Genomic DNA, 17,775 nt, shown 5'->3' with positions numbered 1-17,775 from the left:
TTTGAAATTCGGGTGCCCCGTCCTGACCCCGCGTTCTCCGCGGGATAGGACGGGGATGTTCTCAGGGATTTGCTAGTTCTTGCCCGCGTGAGCGGCGCTCTTCAGGCCGGCCTGCTCGCGCAGTGCCTCAGCCTTGTCCGTCGCTTCCCACGTAAAGTCTTTGTCGTTGCGTCCGAAGTGTCCGTACGCCGCAGTCTTGCGATAGATCGGCCGGCGCAGGTTCAGCGACTCCATGATGCCCTTCGGGGTCAGCTTGAAGTTCTTGCGAACCAGTTCTTCGATCTTGGCTTCTTCGACCTTGCCGGTACCGAACGTCTCCACCAGCACGCTGACAGGTTCAGCCACGCCGATCGCGTAAGCCAGTTCCACTTCGCAGCGATCGGCCAGGCCGGCAGCCACAATGTTCTTCGCGATGTAGCGCGCCATGTACGCAGCCGAACGGTCAACCTTCGTCGGGTCCTTGCCCGAGAACGCGCCGCCGCCGTGACGGCCCATGCCACCGTAGGTATCCACGATGATCTTGCGTCCGGTCAGGCCGGTGTCGCCCATCGGTCCGCCGATTACGAAGCGGCCCGTCGGATTGATGTGGTACTTGGTGTCCGCGTCGAGCAGGTTCGCCGGAACCGCCGCCTGGATCACGTGTTTCAGGATGTCCGCGCGGAGGTCTTCGGTGCTGACCGTCTCGGCATGCTGCGTCGAAACGACAACGGCATCCACGCGCACCGGCTTGCTGTGCTGGTCGTATTCAACTGTGACCTGGGATTTTCCGTCGGGACGAAGGTAAGGAAGGGTGCCGTTCTTGCGGACTTCAGTCAGTTTCAGCGTGAGCTTGTGGGCCAGCGAAATGGGGGCCGGCATCAGCTCGGGCGTTTCGTTCGTCGCGTAGCCGAACATCATGCCTTGGTCGCCGGCGCCGCCGGTGTCCACGCCCATGGCGATATCGCCAGACTGCTTGTTGATGCTCGAGATCACCGCGCAGGTGTTCGAGTCGAACCCGTACAGCGCGTTGTCGTAGCCAATGGTCTGTACCACGCCACGAACCAACGTCTGAAAGTCCACATAAGCTTTGGTGGTAATTTCACCCGCGATCACCACCAGTCCGGTGGCAGTCAGGGTTTCGCACGCGACGCGGCTCGTAGGATCATCTTTGAGGCAGGCGTCGAGAATGGCATCGGAAATCTGGTCGGCGATCTTATCCGGGTGACCTTCCGTCACGGATTCCGAGGTAAACAAAAAACGATTACGTGTCGACAAAAGTGAAACTCCTTGAGCTAGGCAGCACGACCCAACAGGCGGGGACTCCGCAGAAGAGGGTGAAGCTGGTATGGGCCTTGTATAAAGATTATCAAAGCACCATCTCCGCCACAACGATTATCGCGCCGAATTGTACTAACCGCGCATTAAACGGCAAATGCAAGCAGGGGAAGGACTTGGGCTAAGGCGGCGACTACTCGCTCTGCAGTCCTGAAGCATTTACCACCACCGTTCTTGGCCGCGTCAGATCCCCGCTAATCGCCACGGGTTTTCCGTTTAAAGAGATCTCGGTTCCGTTGGGATTTCCCATCACGATGCGAACCCGGTTCTTGGCCTTGAATTCCTTTTGCTCGTGGGGTGCAAACGTCTTCTGCAGTGGCCGGCGGCCATCCATAGTGATGGACATCCAACTCCACCCGGTCGCCTTGATCGAAACCGTAAATTCCAGGGGAATGGCGCCCCGGATAGTGGTTGTATCCTCAGCGATCCGCGATTCCGGCTTGCTGACAGTAGTCGAAGCAGGGCTCGAAGTTGCGTTATCCGCAGGTGCCACTACGGTTGGCTGCGAAGCAGGTGGTGGGGCACTCGTCGCGCTCGACGTTGTACTCGGCACGCTCGTTGTCGGTGTGGGCGCCTGAGCCTGCTGCTTCAACTGCCGATGTAAGCTCGGCATCTTGAAAGCCTTGAAATAGCCGGCTCGATAAACCTTATATCCGCCAAATGCGATTCCTGCGGACAGCACCAGCAGGATCAGTGCTCGCACGATACCCGCCTTATGCGACGACTCTCGCGCCTGTTGCGCCGCCAGGCGATTGGCCTTCGCCATGGCGCTCTGTGAGGCGATTGTCTTCACCGACACCGGTTGTTCTTTCACCGCCGCCGTGTAATCCGCGACCGCTTCGTCTTCGTTTAATCCCAGGAACTTAGCGTAGGAGCGAACGAAGCCTTTGTTGAAGATGCCGCCCGGCAGGATGGAGAAGTTCTCGTCTTCCAGGGCTTTGAGCGAGCGCGTGCCGATCTTCGTGGCAACGGCGATTTCGTCGAGCGAGATGCCGCGCATCTCCCTTTCCCGACGCAACTTATCGCCAAATGACCCCACGTTCCCTCGCTAACGCGAAATGCATGCAGGTAAATTCGCTTGGGTACTCTGGTCATCATAGAAACCGCGTTTTGCTGTGTCAAACCGAAGTCCCTGCTGTACTGTGTCGTACACAAGTGATTAACGCAATCGGTGAATTCGCTGAGAGCAAAGGAACTTGCGGCGAAACCACACGTTGCAGCAGGTGAAAACCGGGACATATAATGTCCCAACTCGACCCTCGAGGCCATCATTCCACCATGTTTGACTCCGCAGGCGCCGACCACAAGCGGCAGTTACAGGAGTTGGGTATCTTTCACGACGTCGCCAAAGCGCTGACGTCGTCGCTGAACCTCGACTCCATCCTGCAGACCATTATGGAAAAGATGGCGGAATATTTCCGCCCCGATACCTGGTCACTCCTCATGGTGGATGAGGAGAAATCTGAGCTTTATTTCGCCATCGCTGTCGGTGACGCCGCGGAGGCCCTCAAAACCGTTCGCCTGAAACTCGGCGAAGGCATAGCGGGATGGGTCGCACAGCACGGCGAAAGCCTTCTCGTTCCCGACGTCTATACCGATCCGCGTTTTGCCAAGCGCATCGACGAGATGACCAAGTGGCAGACGCGCTCGATTATCTGCATTCCGCTCAAATCGAAGCACCGCGTCCTCGGCGTGATCCAGTTGATCAACGTGGATATGCAAGGCTTCGGCGGAAACGAGATGCTGCTGCTGCAGGCGCTCGCCGATTACGCCGCCATCGCCATCGATAATGCCCGCGCCGTCGAGAAGATCCAGGAGTTGACGATCACCGACGACTGCACCGGCCTCTACAACGCGCGCCATCTCTACAAAACGCTCGAAGCCGAGGTCTACCGCTCCACCCGTTTCGGCTACGAGTTCAGCATCCTGTTCCTCGACCTCGACCACTTCAAGTCGGTGAACGATACGCACGGCCACCTCGTCGGCAGCCGCTTACTCGCGGAGATCGGCTACGCCATTAAGGCGCACCTTCGCTTGATTGACTATGCCTTCCGCTATGGTGGCGACGAATTTGTCGTGCTGTTGCCGCAGACGTCGAAAGAGTCGGCGTTAGTTGTAGCCCGCCGCTTGCGCGATGTTTTCCGTAATGAATATTGGCTGAAACCAGAGGGTCTGAATCTCAATGTGCGCGCCAGCATGGGTGTCGCAACGTTCCCGGAGGACGCAAAGTCCTCGCACGAAATCATCCGCCAGGCCGACGAAATGATGTACGCGGTAAAAAACACCACGCGCGATAACGTAAGCGTCGCCCGCCAAGGCATGCTGACCTAAGATTTCATAACGCCTCGCAGCGGTCGGCCTGCACAAGCGTTTCCTGCTCCACAACTCTCTCTTGTCATCCTGAGCGAAGCGAAGGATCTGCTGTTTTCCCGGGGCCACCACCCGCGCTAAGGCTTTGCCTTCACCGCATTCACGTTCTCCGGCGCGTCCGCATTCACGCCAAAATCCCACACGTACAAATTCATCTCGTTCTCGTCAAGCATCTCGACCACCGCGTACTCCCCAGGCGTCAATGGCTGCGACGGCGTTACCTTCACCCACGGCCCTTCGTTCACGTGCGAGACCAATGCCGGCACAAACTTCTCCGCCTGGCTGGTCTTCCCAGTGGCTTTCACAATCAAAGTCCCGACACTGCGCGTGTTCTTTTTCACATCGGAAGTGACGCGAACGATACGGTAGTGGTTCACAACATCTACAGGCTTTTCGCCCGACTCAATGCACATGTAAAACGTCGGCTGCGTCGAGTGTGACTGCGCCCGCGCATGCTGCCCCGGCAACTCGAACGACTGGTGCGCGCCGCCGAACGGATTCACCGCCACGCGTAACACATTCTTGCCAAAGTTCTGGTTGATGTCCGCACCGTTCTGCACGATCTCCACCAGTTCCGGCGCACCCTTCCACTCGTCGAGCAAGTAAACGCCGCCAATGTTCCCATCCGGCAATCGCAGCCGCGGGGCAACCGTCGGGGCATCGGTCTCAGTCCTCGCTGCCTCTTTCTCTTCTGCTTCGGCCGCATCACGCTCGGCGCGCGAAAGGTCGTTCTTGATCGGATTATCGTTGTACTTGTTGGTCGCGTCCCAATCCACGAGCAAGTTGGGCACGTCCTCCCATTCGAAACGGTCGGCGCTCTTGTAACGCACACGATCGCCTTCGACTTTGTACTCGAGGATGGACTGATAGCTGCCGTCTTTGAGGATGAGGCGCTTGGCGTGAGACTGGGCGAGAGCCGGAAGCGCAAGCATCAGCGCGAGAGTGAATGCGGCGAAGCGCATGTCAATATCGTACCGCCTGCGGTCGCCGCTTCGAAACTTTGTTCGCATGCGAGGCTCCCATTGTAAGATTCGGGCCATGCGCTCTCTTCTAGTCGCGCTCTTTGCCGTCGTGATTTCCTTACCACTGCTCGCGCAGTGCGGATTCAGGGTGGATCCCGTCGCGGAAAGCAATTGGTACAGCGAAGAAGGTTGGCCTACGCCTGGCATGGATCAACGCCAATGGATTCCGGTGAATATAACGATGGATGAGAAGCCGCAACCACTTCATGAGGGGTTCACGGTTTCAGCGATAGCTCTTCCGCATAACAGTCACGCCACATTCCCCGGGACACTCTTTGATGAGGGAGGTGTTCACAAGAAACTCAGGTCCCAGACAATGCTGCTGTTCGCGTTGTACCGCTGGTCCTTCAACGGCAAGCCTTACGCATATTCCTATCAATTGGCGCCGACAGACGTTGCCTGTTCCTTCACGATGGACCTCATCGACGACCGAGGCGATGGCAAGTTCCGTAAACTGACGCTCCCCGGGCATGTCGTATTGCCGCGGCGAATGGATCCGCCGCCGCTTCCAAAGTGGACGTCAGGTCCCGCCGCCTAAACCTGCCGACCTACGGATGGTGAACGTCCAGGGTGACCGTAGTGTCCATCCCAATCGGTTGATTGTTCAGAAGATACGGCTTGAATTTCCATTGCTTCACAGCTTCCATTGCAGCGGGAATGAGCAAGGGATTTCCGGAGAGGGCACTTATCGACTCGACATCGCCATCCTTTGACGTGAGGACCTCTAGCACTACCTGGCCTCCTCCGTTAAAGTCTTTCGGAGTAATTGGATCGACGCGCTTAACGATAAAAGCCTTCGAGACGGTCTGAGATACCCGTATGTGTCCCTTGGCGGGTGGACCGCCGGGCTCGGAACTTACAATTCCCACGATCGGCATATCTGCTTTCACTGCAGGAACTGCTTCGCCGCATGACGAGTCGGGTGTGTCGTCGCCCAATGAAAAACCCTCGAGCGTTTTCGTAATCGCGTCCCGATCCTCCGGTGTTGCTGCTGCCACGAGAATGGTGATGAAGTAATCCCGGAACTTGGTGGTCAACTCGGCACGGTACTGCTTGAAACCCGGTTTGACCATTTCCACATCGAGGCGCTCGAATTCGCGTCCCGCGAATTGAACGCTGAGTCCGCTCGAAAGCACCGTCGGATCGTCCGGACCTACGCCAGCATGGGCCTTGGCCAGGATGATCGCGGCTTCCGCGAGTCTCTTCGTCGTCTTACCAGCGTTTCGAGCGTACAAACGAATCCGATCATTTGAATCGGCTACGCCGGTTTGCATTTCAAACAACAAGAAGGTCTTGCCTTGCTGCTCCGCCTGCCCCGAGACAGTAGAACCAACCGGGATCCAGCCGTTTGGAAATCCGAATTTGATTCCCAAGCACTCGTTCTCGTAGGAATCACTTTTCACGGTTCCACTGGCAATACTCCGTGGAACAGCAAAAGGGTTCGGTGGTTCCTGTGCAGCAACGATGCAGGTGAGAGCGAAGAGTGCGAGAGCAACACGCATAGAGTCTTATGGTCCCCGTTACTTTTCCAGCCGGTTGTACTTCTTCAACACTTCTCGCAATTGATCGTGCGGCAGCGCGATCACCTTCCGCCCCTTGTACCCCGTCATGTCTTCTGCGGCGACGAGCGCATTCACCACTGCTTCTTCCGTCGCCTGCACGGTCGCTGCAAATAACGGATCCATGTTGTCGAGCGGCAGCGTCTGTATCGTCGCTGCCTTCTCGCTGTAGTAGGTGTGCGGATTCGCCGTGGAGAAGGCAATGAAGATATCTCCCGACCCATTGCCCGAGATGCTTCCCAGCCGCCCCAGCCCATCGGTTACGCGGCGCGCAAGTCGTTTGAGTTGCGTCGGAATCAGCGGAGCATCGGTCGCAACCACGACGATGATCGAGCCTTTCTCTTCTTCATAGGCAGCGTGCTGTGGAATCTCCTTACCCACCGGAACACCAGCAATGCGCAGCTGCGGACGCAGCCCGTAATTACACTGCACCAGCACCCCAACCGTATAGCCTCCGGCCTTGGCGTCGAGCATGCGCGAAGACGTCCCAATCCCGCCCTTGAACTCGTTACAAATCATCCCCGTTCCGCCGCCGACAGCGCCTTCCAGCACCGGGCCTGACTTCGCACTGTCGAGCGCATCGAACGCGTCTTGCGGCTTCACGTGGAATCCGTTGATATCGTTCAGCCAGCCGTCCCACGTTTCCGCGACAACCGGCAGCGACCACGCATCCTCCACCGTTTTCGGCGGCTGGTGGTTCAGGCGCCATGCGATCACCGCATCGCGCACCACACCAACACTGTGCGTGTTGGTGATCACTACCGGGCCATCAAGGAATCCCGACTCTTCCACCCAGGTCGTTCCCGTCATCTCGCCATTACCGTTCTGCGAAAACCATCCCGCATACACCGGATCAAACAAATCGTTCGCGCGCGGAATCACCGCGGTCACGCCAGTGCGAATGTCGGTGCCTTCGATCAGCGTCTTGTGGCCTACTGTTACGCCGGCGACATCGGTGATCGCATTGAACTTGCCAGGAGTTCCGTCGAAAGGAACGCCAAGATCGCGGGCGCGAGGTTTCTGGGCGCAGACCAGCGATGACGCTAGCAGGAGAGCAGAGAAGATGTGGGCTTTCATGAGTGGGCGGAATTATAGCGCGCGATCATCACGATGGTTCGACTCTACCTTCTTCGTCGCTTCATTCAAACCAAACCTTCCGCGTCGCCGATTCGGCGAATTGCGCAGATCGATGTTGAATTCTTCTACCGCCAACGCCGGTTTGCCTTGCTCGAGCAGAAGTTCCCCGAGTTGTTCGCGTGCAGGAATCACGGGCCCCGGAGTCACCGGCAACTTCTCCACCGCATCTTCCTCATCCGCAGCCTGACGCATCGTTGAAGTAGCTTTGTCCAAGTCATGGTTGGCGAACGCTACCCACGCCATCGCCTCGCGCTTGAGGACGCGCACCTGCGTTGCCCAGTACCCGTTGCCCTTCCCTTGCAAGTCGTCCTCGATCTGCTGAAGCTGTGCGACTGCACCCGATGCTTCCTTCGCCTTCTCCATGTGCGCGTTCCCAATCGATTGCGCCCAGATCGCAATTGCACGCACATGCGGCGGAGCCGACTCGGGAACCGGCAGTTGAACCGCCTCTGCCCATTTTCCGCGCTCCAGAGCGTAGCGAATCGGCATCACGGTCGCAGCATAACCGACTTTGAAATCGGCAGTGTGCAGGCTCTCCATCTTCTTCAACTCGCCGACGATTTGCGCGGCATCTTCATCGCGACCAAGCTGCAGTTGCGCATACACGAGGTAATCCATTGCGTGCAGTTCTTCTCCGATATCACCCGCTCGGTGTGCCGCAGTACGCGCCGCCGTGTTCGACGCGATCGAGTCTTCCCACAGCCCGAGTCGCGTGAAAATGTGGCTCGGCATATGCAAAGCATGCGGCGCAGATGGCGCAACCTGCGCATAGGCGCGAGCCGCGGGAAGTCCTCGCTCCGCGAGTTCCGCGTTGTCGTAGGCGTGGATCAGGTAATGCGGAATCGCCGGATGCTGTGGGTATTTCTTGAAGAGCGCCTCCAGGATGTCCGCCGCGTGCTTCTGGCGCGCGTGCGTTTTGTCGGAGGGCGATGCATTCGCCAGGAGAGCAAGCGCATAAAACGTTTGCACCTCGACGTCGGCCGGATAACGCGCTGCAAGTTCCGCCATCGCCTTCTCGTAAGCTCCGGCACGAGTCGCAATCGGAACCGTATCGGCATCCTTGAAGATCGCATTTGCCGCGTTCAGAAACCCGCGTTCGCGATCTGTTACAGCGCCTGCGCTCATCGCCAGTGAAAGCTCGCGCTGCGCCCGTGCAGCCCCATCGGCCGAAATCGCAGGCTCCCACAACTGGTGATAGCCCGACATGGCGACGCCCCAATACGCCATTGCGCATTTCGGATCACGCTCAGCCACTGCCTGGAACGCGTTCAACGCCGCGGCATACGCAAACGAGTGCAGCAGAGCGACGCTACGGTTGAAGTCGCCTTGCACTTCGGCTGTGCACGAGATCGGAAAAGTCACGCTCCCGAGAACTTCCGGCACCGGATGGTCGTGCGTTTCCTGGGCAGCATAAAACGACTGCGTTCCCGACATCAGAAGCAAGCTGAGCAGCAGCGGAGCCGCGCGCGACATGGCGCGAAACTATATCACGCTCTCTGCAGCCAACGGACGCCTGCCTCTCCGCATCTTCTGCTCCATACGCCGCTCTTGGCAGCGTTCACTTTGCATTCAGAAGGGCAGAATGGCAGACTCCACTGCTGCGATCCCTCAACGCAAATTCGGCAAAGCCGACGCCACGGTTTCCTGCGTCGGCTTCGGTGGTCACCACGTTGGCGACGCCACCGACGTGAAAGAAGCCGTCAAGCTGATCCATCAGGCCGTAGATGCCGGCATCACCTTCTTCGACAACTGCTGGGAATACCATCGTGGTAAGACCGAAGACTGGATGGGCCAAGGCCTCAAGGGTCGTCGCGAAAAGGTCTTCCTGATGTCCAAGGTCTGCACCCACGGGCGCGATGCCGACCTCGCCATGCGCATGCTCGAGCAGTCGCTCAACCGCCTCCAGACCGATCATCTCGACCTCTGGCAGATTCATGGCGTCTCATTCGACAACGATCCCGAGCTCTTCATTCGCCCGAACGGCGCGGCCGAGGCCCTCCGCAAAGCCAAAGAACAGGGCAAAGTCCGCTTCGTAGGATTCACCGGTCACAAGGATCCCGACATCCATCTCGCGATGCTGAATACCGGCTTTCCCTTCGACGCCGTGCAGATGCCGCTGAACCCGTTCGACTACCACTTCCGCAGCTTTCAGGGAAAAGTGCTGCCCGAGTTGCAGAAGCGCGGGATCGCGGCACTTGGCATGAAGCCCATCAGCGGCCATGGCGACGCGGTAAAGCGCGGTGTGCTGAGTGGAGAAGAATCGCTGCGTTACGCGATGAGCCTGCCCGGCGTGACCACGACCATCACCGGCATCGACAAACAGGAAGCGCTCGACCAGGCGATCAAAGTCGCGCGCGGCTTCCAACCCATGACCGAGCAGGAAATGTCCGCCCTTCGCGATCGCGTGAAGCCCTACGCCGGCGATGGACGCTACGAACTCTACAAAGTCTCGCTCAAGTTCGATAATCCCGAGGCGCGCATGGCACACGATTTCCCCCTCGACATGCAGTCCGTCGAGGTGAAGGAAATGATGAAGGCCACCGAAAATACCGGCAAGCCGTTTCCGGAGGCGAAATGAGCAGCGACTTCGACCGGCGGTCTTTTCTAAAAAGCGCGGCAATCATCGGCGCGGGAAGCATAGTTCCGGGGAAAATGACAGCGATGGCACAGAACACGAACTCCGAAAAAAGGTCCGGCGGCGCAATCCCTAGGCGGAAGCTTGGCAAAACCGGCATTGAAGTTTCAGCGCTCGGTATGGGCGGCTACCATCTCGGCTCCGCAAAAACACAGAAGGATGCGGTCGAGATGGTCGCTCGCGCCATCGATGCTGGGATCACTTTCTTCGACAACGCCTGGGACTATCACGACGGTCAGAGCGAGGAATATCTCGGCAGCGCGCTGAAAGGGAAGCGCCAGCAGGTCGTCGTCATGACCAAGGTCTGCACCCATGGACGCGACAAAAATGTCGCCATGCAGCAGTTAGAGCAATCGCTGCGCCGCCTCCAGACCGATCACCTCGATGTCTGGCAGATCCACGAAGTTATTTACGACAACGATCCCGACCTCATCTTCCGCCCGGATGGCGCGATCGAAGCGCTCACTCTCGCGAAGCAGCAAGGGAAAGTTCGCGCCGTTGGTTTTACTGGCCACAAAGACCCGCGCATCCACCTCGCGATGCTCGCGCACAATTTCCCCTTCGACACGATCCAGATGCCGCTGAATTGTCTCGATGCGACATTCCGCAGCTTCGAACAGCATGTGCTCCCCGAGGCCCAGAAGCGCGGTATCGCGGTGCTCGGTATGAAGAGCATGGGCGGCAGCGGCGAGATCGTGACCCACGGCGCAACGCGTCCCGACGAAGCTCTGCGCTACGCCATGAGCCTTCCGGTGGCGACGACGATCAGCGGCATGGAATCCATGGAAGTGCTCGAGCAAAACATCGGCATTGCCTCCGGTTTTCAACCGATGGCCGCGAATGAAATGCAGTCGCTTCGGGATCAAGTGAAGTATTGGGCCGCCGATGGCCGCTTTGAGCGCTTCAAAACCACCAAGATGTACGACGGCGCCGAAGGCCGCAAACAGCACGAATATCCGCCCACCAGCGAATTGCCGGCTTGACCTGTCTGAAAACTGGACGATCAATGCTGATTGCTGGAAGGGAATTGTTTGAGTGCAGGGCCTATTAGACCGTAAATGATTGAATTCCAAGGGAAACGAAGCGTGGCACATTATGTGCTAGGACATTGATAGCGTCACTTTGCGCCTACGAATCATGTTCTTCGATCGGGAGTTTCGAATGGAAGATAATTTCAACGCGGGTCAGAACCGCGAAGCGAAAGAGTCTCTGGCTCTGCTGCCTACATTCATGGAGCAGGTATTGGACACGGTCGAGCGAGTGCTGGAAAAAGTCGCCGACCGCAACAGCTAGCCGCGCAACTGCGCCACGCTCTGTTCGAGCGCGAAAAACATCCCTGTGCCCAGTAGGTTTTCCTCGAAACGGTCCAGCAAACGAGGTGTCCCTTCGTTGGTTGTAATCGTCCAGCAACCATCGAATTCGTCTTTTTCCAAACGCAGCTCTACGCCTTCCACTTTCACAATCGCCGCGGCCGGTAGTTCCCCTGCGTTTTCGAACTTGAGTTGAAGCCGCTGCGCATCGTTCGATGAAAGCTTCTGCTCCAGCGCTCTGCGAATCTCTGCCACATCTGCTTGTCTCAGCATAATCATCTTCACCCCTTGCTGCTCGCGAAGTGTTGCTTCAAACCTTGGGATGCTCCTGCACATGAACGTTCGGTGACAAACCATGGCAATTGCGAGCGGCTGCACGTTTTCTTTTGTTACAAGTTTGACGCATCGGGTACGGTTTCCGTTCGTGAGCCCAAGGTGCCGAAATCGAAACGCAGGAGTGCCATTGCACAGAGTCGTAAGACGTTTGTGTATTTGCGAAGTTTCGAAACTATGACTGCAGGACCTGGCGCTGCCCGCTGCGCCAGCTCGCGTACGCTGCGTCCAGAATCTGCTGGTTGCGCTGCCCCTCCGAGCCCGGTGCGGGGAAGGCAGACTCTCCGCGCACCGTGGCGGCGAAGGCGTCCAGCTGCCTCGCGTACGCAAGCTGGTTGGAAACCTCTTCGCGCTCGACCTGTCGCGGATCAGCGTGGGGCCGGTACTCGATGGTCAGGGGCCGCTCGACGTTTAACGCGTCAAAGGCCGTCAGCACTCCCGTCTCGCCGGTAATCTCGATGAACGTGCGGTACTGCGCCCGCGTCGAAACCGACACCGTCGCCAGTGTCTTGCGCATGAACTCGAGTGTGACCACACCTGCGCACTCCACCGGTTCGGAGAGCTCGTCTTTCACAGCCGTGCAGCTTACGGCAGTGACTTCGTCGCCGAGAATGAAACGTAGCGCATCAATGCAGTGCACGCCGACGTCGGCAATCGGACCGCCGGTCGCGAGGGTCGGATCGGTGATCCACGTACGCGCGCTGTCGATACCGGGATAGCAGAATTCGGTGCGCGCCAGCACCGGCCGCCCGATGTTGCCGTTGCGGACGCGTTCACGAAGACGCCGGGTGCTGTCCTCAAAGCGAAACACCTGTGCAACCCCCAGCGGCAGCGCCGCCGATTTCGCCGCCCCGACCATCTGCTCGGCTTCCATCGCATTCATCGCCATCGGTTTCTCGCAGAGCACCGGCTTGCCTGCGCGAAGGCAAACCAGCGTGTCGTGCAAATGCAGCGCGTCGGGCGAAGCGATGAAGACGGCGTCAACCTCGGCGCAGTGCGCGAGTTCTTCGACGGAAGCAAAAGCATTCGCGATGCCGAACTGTTCGGCCGATGCACGGGCGCGTGCCGCATCGCGCCGCGAAAGCGCAACGACCTCGCTGTGTTCCGCAATGCCAAACGCAGGCATCAGGCGCTTTACCGCGTGCAGACCGAACCCCACAATTCCAAATCGGACTTTCGATGTAGGCATGGCAATCCCGCCAGGAAATTCGAATTCACTTCTGAACCAAGTTTACTTCCTGCCGATGTACCCATTGAGGCGCAATATGCCCGACCTGCAATGGAAAGACAGTGACAGCGTTGGTATTGCGTCACTCGACGCGCAGCACCAGGGCCTGTTTGCCACCGCGCACCGGTTGCGCGATGCGATGCGGAGCGGACGAGCAGCAACGATCCAGCAGGAAATCCTCGCGGAGTTAGGCGCCTATACACGGTCGCATTTCGAGCGCGAGGAACGGGTCATGCAGATCTGCGCATTTCCGGCGCTCTGCGGACATCAGCACCTGCATCGCAGCTTTCTCGAGCAGTTGCAGGCGATCCAGGCAGAACTACGCTCCGATCGGTCGGGCATTACGCCAGATCGTATGGAATTCATGCGGGTATGGATGCGCAAGCACGTCGCAATCGAAGACGCGCAGTATGCCACGTGGATCCATCGGCGAGAGCTCCCGGTGCATGGCCTTACGACGACAGAAATTCAGGAGAAACAGAAATGCCATTTCTAACGTGGGAGACTCGCTTTAGTGTGGGCGCGGCGATGGATGCCGAGCACAAAACTTGGTTTGGAATCCTCAACCGGCTGCACGATGCCATGGCGCAAGGTAAAGGGAAAGACGTTCAACAAAAGATCCTCATCGAAATGGTCGCCTATACCCACACGCACTTCGCTCACGAGGAATCATTTCTGCAGTCGCGCAACTACCCGGACCTGCCCGCGCACCGAAGCCTGCACGTTACCTTCACAAAGAAGGTCCGCGACCTGGAATCGAAGGTCAAAGCAGGATTGCCGGTGTTGTCCGTCGAACTGATGGACTTTCTCAGAGACTGGCTGCAAAACCATATCCTCACCCACGATGTGAAGTATGGAACATGGATGAAAGCGAATGGCTGAACGGGGTTAGCAATGGACGAAGTGGGTGTGCGAGACCGGCTCACCTTCGGCATCCCTCGGCTCGATTCGCAGCACGAGCAACTCCTGCAGTTAGTGCGGCAGATGCGCGAGGCCGATGCCGGAGGAAAATCGCTGTGCGAGTTACGCCTGCTGGCGGCTACGCTTACCCTCCATACCCGTATGCATTTCATGGACGAAGAAATGTTCATGGAAGGTGCTGGGTATCCCGGACTGGAAGCGCACCGCCGTCGCCACGCGGAGTTCACCGAGGGACTTCTGCGTTTGCAATCCGGATTGTTATCCACGTCGAGGAGCCAATTCGCCAGGATCGTGGAATACGAACTCGGCTGGATCCATCAGCACCTCGAGGACGAAGACAATGAACTCGGACGCTGGCTGGAAGAGAATAAAATCTTCGCCGAATCCCTCGATTGGGAAGCGCCACCTGGTCCCGGTTCCATTCCGATATCGTCCCCCTAAGCACGACGATATTTATGTTGCAGCGCAGCAATCCGGGAAGACCATAGCGTTGTCCGGCTGAATACCGGACTGCATTAGGCCGTCGCGACTGGCGGCCAGCCGCGCTAATCCAGAATAGGCGGCTTACTCGTTCGCAGGCGGTACCCGCGACCGGGATGGTGGGGGGATCATCCCCGTCGCATCGGGCCGCCTGCGAATCCATTTGCCCGCATTACTATACGGAGCATGAAACGCATCCTCCTTTCCTGGAGCAGCGGTAAAGATTCGGCCTGGTCCCTCCACGTCCTCCATCAAACTCCCGACATCGAAGTTGTTGGCGTGCTCACCACGCTGAACTCCCACTTCGATCGCGTTGCCATGCACGGCACGCGGCATACTGTCCTCGAAGCCCAGGCACGCGCCACACGTCTCCCTCTCTGGCCAGTCCCGCTACCCTGGCCGTGCTCTAACGCCGAATACGAAAAACGCATGCGAGAAGTCTGCGATCGGGCCGTGCGCGAAGGCGTTCATGCCATCGCCTTCGGCGATCTCTTTCTGCGTGACATCCGTGAATATCGCGAGAAACAACTCGCCGCCACCGGGCTTGAGCCGCTTTTTCCGCTGTGGGATTTACCCACCGCACAGCTCGCACGCGAGATGATCGCTGCCGGTCTGCGCGCGAAACTTACGTGTATAGATAACAAGCAACTTTCGCCAGCGTTTGCGGGACGCGACTTCGACGAATCCTTGCTTGCAGAGCTGCCGGCCGAAGTTGATCCCTGCGGTGAGCGTGGCGAATTCCACACTTGCGTCTACGCCGGGTCCATGTTCGATCGCCCCATTTCCCTCGAAGCCGGTGAGATCGTGGAACGAGAAGGTTTCACCTTCGCTGATTTCGCAGCGGCGGCAACAAACGTTACTCCCTGAGCTGTTCGCCTGCGGACAGCCTGCCCGAATCCGGACGATCCAACTGCTTCCAACTCCCCTTTGCCCGATATTTCTCCCACGGAACCAACGGTTTGCCGCGCTCGTAAATCGGAGATAGGAGTGCACTACTAATGGCGACTGGAAAGGAGTTCGGAATGGCGAGAGTGAAACAGGACCTACGCTATGCGCTGCGTCACCTGCTGCGCAGCCCGGGATTCACCGTGTCGGCAGTGATCACACTGGCGCTTGGCATCGGCGCGAACCTCGTCGTGTTCCTGCTGCTCTACGGCGTCATTCTGCGACCATTGCCGTTCTCGCATCCTGAACAGTTGGTGCGTATCGCACGCGCTTACCCCGGCAGTGGCGACAGCAACGCCTATTCCGCGACCAAGATCCTTTTTTTCTCGCGCACCAATCGCAGCTTTGAGTCTGTCGCCGGCTACGACTACTTTCCACACAGCGTGAATTTGATGGAGCAGCAGGCCGCGATTCCGCTGCAATCGCTGGGTGTGTCCTCGAACTTCTTCCACGTTTTTGCCATGGAGCCCATGCTCGGTCACGGCTTCGCCCCGGAAGACATGCAACCCGGCGCCGCTGGCGTCGCAGTGCTCAGCGATGCCACTTGGCGTCGCCAGTTCAATGCCGATCCCAATATCGTGGGACGAGCGATCACTCTCGGCAGCGAGAAGTACACCGTCGTCGGGGTTGCGAACCCAAAGTTTCAGCTCGATAACAAGATCGATATCTGGACCACTCTGCACCTGAAAGAAGATGCCGAGAACCACGACAACAATTACAACGTCGTGGCGCGACTCAAGTCCGGCGTAACTCCCGCCATGGCGCAGGACGACCTGAAGCGAGTTTTGCTTCAGTTGAAAGATACCTATCCCGATTTATGGTCAGCCCAGGAAAGCGCTCATGTTTGGGACTACCACGCTTCGCTCGTTGGTGACGTGAAGCCTGCGCTCAACATCCTGATGGGAGCAGTCGGAATTCTTCTCGTGGTCGTGGCCGCGAACATCCTCAGCCTCTTGTTAACGCGCGCGATTTCCCGTCGCCGTGAGATGAGCGTTCGCGTCGCGCTCGGCGCCACCGGCGGACGACTGCTGCAGCAAATGCTCGTCGAGAACTTGTTGCTCTGCGCGCTGGGCGCTGTCGCCGGAATCGCGCTCGCGCAATTTACCGCGCCGGTCATCCTGCATCTCACGCCGATCCAGTTGCCGGCTTTCGCTTCGCTGCACGTTGGATCTTCCGGCGTGGCCTTCGCTGCTGGCCTCGCAGTGCTTTGCGCCGTTCTGTTCAGCCTCGTGCCGGCATTGGAATCGCGCCGTGTGCACTTGAACGATTCTTTGCGCTTGAACACCACGCGCATCGCCCCGGGACGAGTGCCCGCGCAGCGCGTGCTCGTGGTTGGCGAAGTGGCGATGTCGTTGGTTCTACTCGTCGCCGCAGCTTTGTTGCTCGGAAGCTTCTGGAAGCTGGTGCATATCGCGCCGGGCTTCGATCCCGCGAACACCGCAACCTTCAAGACCGGCTTGTCTGTCGCACAGACGTCTACTGGCGCCGCGTTCGGCCAGACGCTCGACACGCTTGCGGCGCATACCGAAGCGCTGCCCGGTGTGGAGTCGGCGGCTGCGGTCATCGGCGCGCCAATGGAGCCCGTGCCTGATCTTCCGTTCGACATCGCGGGCCGTCCCGCACCCAGCGACGGCAGCTCGTATGACGAGAAGTACGTTCCCATCACTGCCGACTATTTCACGACTCTGAAGATTCCTGTCGCCGCAGGCCGCGCTTTCACCATGGCCGACAACAAATCGTCGGCGCCGGTGCTGATCGTCAACGAACAATTCGTGCACACCTACTTCCCGAAGGAAAATCCGATCGGCCAGCATGTTCAGATCGGCAAGGCGATGGGACCAGATTTCGCTGATCCCGTTCGCGAGATCGTTGGTGTGGTCGGCAACGTGAAACAGCTCGGGCTCGAGCAACGTGCGCCAGAAATGATGTATCTGCCTGCCGGACAAGTTCCCGACAAAATGGTCCAGTTGATCGGCCAGTCGCGCGGGATGACCTGGGTCGTGCGCAAGAAGTCCGCGAATGTGGATCTCGCGAATGCGCTGCGCGGTGTCTTTCTCGACACCGCACAGTTGCCCATCGCGGGCATGACGACGATGGACCACCTGATGAGCGATTCCGTGGCGCAGCAGCGCTTCAGCATGATGCTGCTCTCCGGCTTCGGCCTGATCGCGCTCTTCCTCGGCGCCGCGGGTCTCTATGGCGTGATGTCGTACACCGTCGCGCGCCAGACCAAAGAGATTGGCGTCCGCATGGCGCTTGGCGCGGCGCGTGGCGACATCCTACGCATGGTTTTGCGCGAGGCCGGAATCCTCGTCGGAATCGGACTTCTCGTTGGAGTGCTGGCCTCGATTGCCGGCGGCCGCCTCATGAGCAGTATGTTGTTTGGCGTTGCCCCGCGCGATCCTATCGCTCTCTTGGCGGGCAGTGGAGTCCTGCTACTGACGGGTTTGTTCGCTGCATGGTGGCCGGCCCGGCGCGCAGCCTCCACCGAGCCGATGGAAGCTTTGCGCATCGAGTAGAC

Annotated in this window: 18 protein-coding genes; 10 read left to right on the top strand and 8 right to left on the bottom strand. The window is 58.6% G+C overall.

Annotated features, from left to right (window positions below; all coding sequences use genetic code 11):
- Nucleotides 1–72: 72 nt before the first annotated feature.
- Both metK and ACID345_RS18930 read right to left on the bottom strand, forming a co-directional pair.
- Nucleotides 73–1,254 (bottom strand): methionine adenosyltransferase, encoded by a 1,182-nt coding sequence (gene metK, locus ACID345_RS18940; protein ID WP_011524461.1) that lies wholly within the window; start codon nt 1,252–1,254, stop codon nt 73–75.
- Between the two features lie 193 nt (nt 1,255–1,447).
- Nucleotides 1,448–2,353 carry a helix-turn-helix domain-containing protein gene (locus tag ACID345_RS18930; protein ID WP_228370674.1) on the bottom strand — a complete coding sequence of 302 codons (906 nt, stop codon included), beginning with the start codon at nt 2,351–2,353 and terminating at the stop codon, nt 1,448–1,450.
- Between the two features lie 239 nt (nt 2,354–2,592).
- Here ACID345_RS18930 and ACID345_RS18925 point away from each other — a divergent pair, with 239 nt between their 5' ends.
- Nucleotides 2,593–3,645: a GGDEF domain-containing protein gene (locus ACID345_RS18925; protein ID WP_041855878.1), complete on the top strand. Its 1,053-nt coding sequence runs from the start codon at nt 2,593–2,595 to the stop codon at nt 3,643–3,645.
- A 116-nt stretch (nt 3,646–3,761) separates the two neighbouring features.
- On the opposite strand, the gene ACID345_RS18920 is transcribed toward ACID345_RS18925, so the two are convergent.
- Nucleotides 3,762–4,694 carry a hypothetical protein gene (locus tag ACID345_RS18920; protein ID WP_011524458.1) on the bottom strand — a complete coding sequence of 311 codons (933 nt, stop codon included), beginning with the start codon at nt 4,692–4,694 and terminating at the stop codon, nt 3,762–3,764.
- A gap of 28 nt (nt 4,695–4,722) precedes the next feature.
- Between ACID345_RS18920 and ACID345_RS18915 the strand changes: the two genes are divergently transcribed.
- Nucleotides 4,723–5,244 (top strand): hypothetical protein, encoded by a 522-nt coding sequence (locus ACID345_RS18915; protein WP_148210178.1) that lies wholly within the window; start codon nt 4,723–4,725, stop codon nt 5,242–5,244.
- A 10-nt stretch (nt 5,245–5,254) separates the two neighbouring features.
- Here the strand turns inward: ACID345_RS18915 and ACID345_RS25805 are convergent, their stop codons facing one another.
- The 3 genes from ACID345_RS25805 to ACID345_RS18900 all read right to left on the bottom strand — a co-directional run bounded on the left by ACID345_RS25805 (nt 5,255) and on the right by ACID345_RS18900 (nt 8,875).
- Nucleotides 5,255–6,079: an energy transducer TonB gene (locus ACID345_RS25805; protein ID WP_187148857.1), complete on the bottom strand. Its 825-nt coding sequence runs from the start codon at nt 6,077–6,079 to the stop codon at nt 5,255–5,257.
- 147 nt (nt 6,080–6,226) lie between these two features.
- The gene (locus ACID345_RS18905) at nt 6,227–7,342 is read right to left on the bottom strand and encodes a P1 family peptidase (protein ID WP_011524456.1); all 1,116 of its coding nucleotides are present in this window, start codon (nt 7,340–7,342) and stop codon (nt 6,227–6,229) included.
- Between the two features lie 12 nt (nt 7,343–7,354).
- Nucleotides 7,355–8,875 carry a hypothetical protein gene (locus ACID345_RS18900; RefSeq protein WP_011524455.1) on the bottom strand — a complete coding sequence of 507 codons (1,521 nt, stop codon included), beginning with the start codon at nt 8,873–8,875 and terminating at the stop codon, nt 7,355–7,357.
- A gap of 109 nt (nt 8,876–8,984) precedes the next feature.
- On the opposite strand from ACID345_RS18900, the gene ACID345_RS18895 reads away from it, so the two are divergent.
- From ACID345_RS18895 to ACID345_RS27400, 3 genes are all read left to right on the top strand, one after another.
- The gene (locus ACID345_RS18895; protein ID WP_011524454.1) at nt 8,985–9,980 is read left to right on the top strand and encodes an aldo/keto reductase; all 996 of its coding nucleotides are present in this window, start codon (nt 8,985–8,987) and stop codon (nt 9,978–9,980) included.
- Complete coding sequence (locus tag ACID345_RS18890) at nt 9,977–11,020, top strand: aldo/keto reductase (protein WP_011524453.1); 1,044 nt, start codon at nt 9,977–9,979, stop codon at nt 11,018–11,020. The genes ACID345_RS18895 and ACID345_RS18890 overlap by 4 nt, the downstream gene beginning before the upstream one ends.
- A gap of 178 nt (nt 11,021–11,198) precedes the next feature.
- Nucleotides 11,199–11,330: a hypothetical protein gene (locus ACID345_RS27400; protein ID WP_266190030.1), complete on the top strand. Its 132-nt coding sequence runs from the start codon at nt 11,199–11,201 to the stop codon at nt 11,328–11,330.
- On the opposite strand, the gene ACID345_RS18885 is transcribed toward ACID345_RS27400, so the two are convergent.
- Nucleotides 11,327–11,725 (bottom strand): hypothetical protein, encoded by a 399-nt coding sequence (locus ACID345_RS18885; protein WP_148210176.1) that lies wholly within the window; start codon nt 11,723–11,725, stop codon nt 11,327–11,329. The two genes, ACID345_RS27400 and ACID345_RS18885, sit on opposite strands and share 4 nt — an antisense overlap.
- A 130-nt stretch (nt 11,726–11,855) precedes the next feature.
- A complete protein-coding gene (locus ACID345_RS18880) occupies nt 11,856–12,869 on the bottom strand; it encodes a Gfo/Idh/MocA family protein (RefSeq protein WP_011524452.1) in 1,014 nt (337 codons plus the stop codon).
- Between the two features lie 76 nt (nt 12,870–12,945).
- On the opposite strand from ACID345_RS18880, the gene ACID345_RS25800 reads away from it, so the two are divergent.
- The 5 genes from ACID345_RS25800 (at nt 12,946) to ACID345_RS18855 (ending at nt 17,773) form a co-directional block, all read left to right on the top strand.
- Nucleotides 12,946–13,404 carry a bacteriohemerythrin gene (locus ACID345_RS25800; protein ID WP_011524451.1) on the top strand — a complete coding sequence of 153 codons (459 nt, stop codon included), beginning with the start codon at nt 12,946–12,948 and terminating at the stop codon, nt 13,402–13,404.
- Nucleotides 13,392–13,790, top strand: coding sequence for a bacteriohemerythrin (locus ACID345_RS18870; protein ID WP_011524450.1), 399 nt, complete (start codon nt 13,392–13,394; stop codon nt 13,788–13,790). The genes ACID345_RS25800 and ACID345_RS18870 overlap by 13 nt, the downstream gene beginning before the upstream one ends.
- Before the next feature lie 12 nt (nt 13,791–13,802).
- Nucleotides 13,803–14,270 carry a bacteriohemerythrin gene (locus ACID345_RS18865; RefSeq protein WP_011524449.1) on the top strand — a complete coding sequence of 156 codons (468 nt, stop codon included), beginning with the start codon at nt 13,803–13,805 and terminating at the stop codon, nt 14,268–14,270.
- Nucleotides 14,271–14,495: 225 nt separating this feature from the next.
- A complete protein-coding gene (locus ACID345_RS18860; protein WP_011524448.1) occupies nt 14,496–15,176 on the top strand; it encodes an ATPase in 681 nt (226 codons plus the stop codon).
- Nucleotides 15,177–15,331: 155 nt separating this feature from the next.
- Nucleotides 15,332–17,773: an ABC transporter permease gene (locus tag ACID345_RS18855; protein ID WP_148210175.1), complete on the top strand. Its 2,442-nt coding sequence runs from the start codon at nt 15,332–15,334 to the stop codon at nt 17,771–17,773.
- Nucleotides 17,774–17,775: the final 2 nt, after the last annotated feature.

Source organism: Candidatus Koribacter versatilis Ellin345 (assembly GCF_000014005.1).
Taxonomy (GTDB): domain Bacteria; phylum Acidobacteriota; class Terriglobia; order Terriglobales; family Acidobacteriaceae; genus Korobacter; species Korobacter versatilis_A.
Note: the sequence above shows the minus strand (reverse complement) of the source record. Positions and strands in the feature narration are given on the sequence as shown.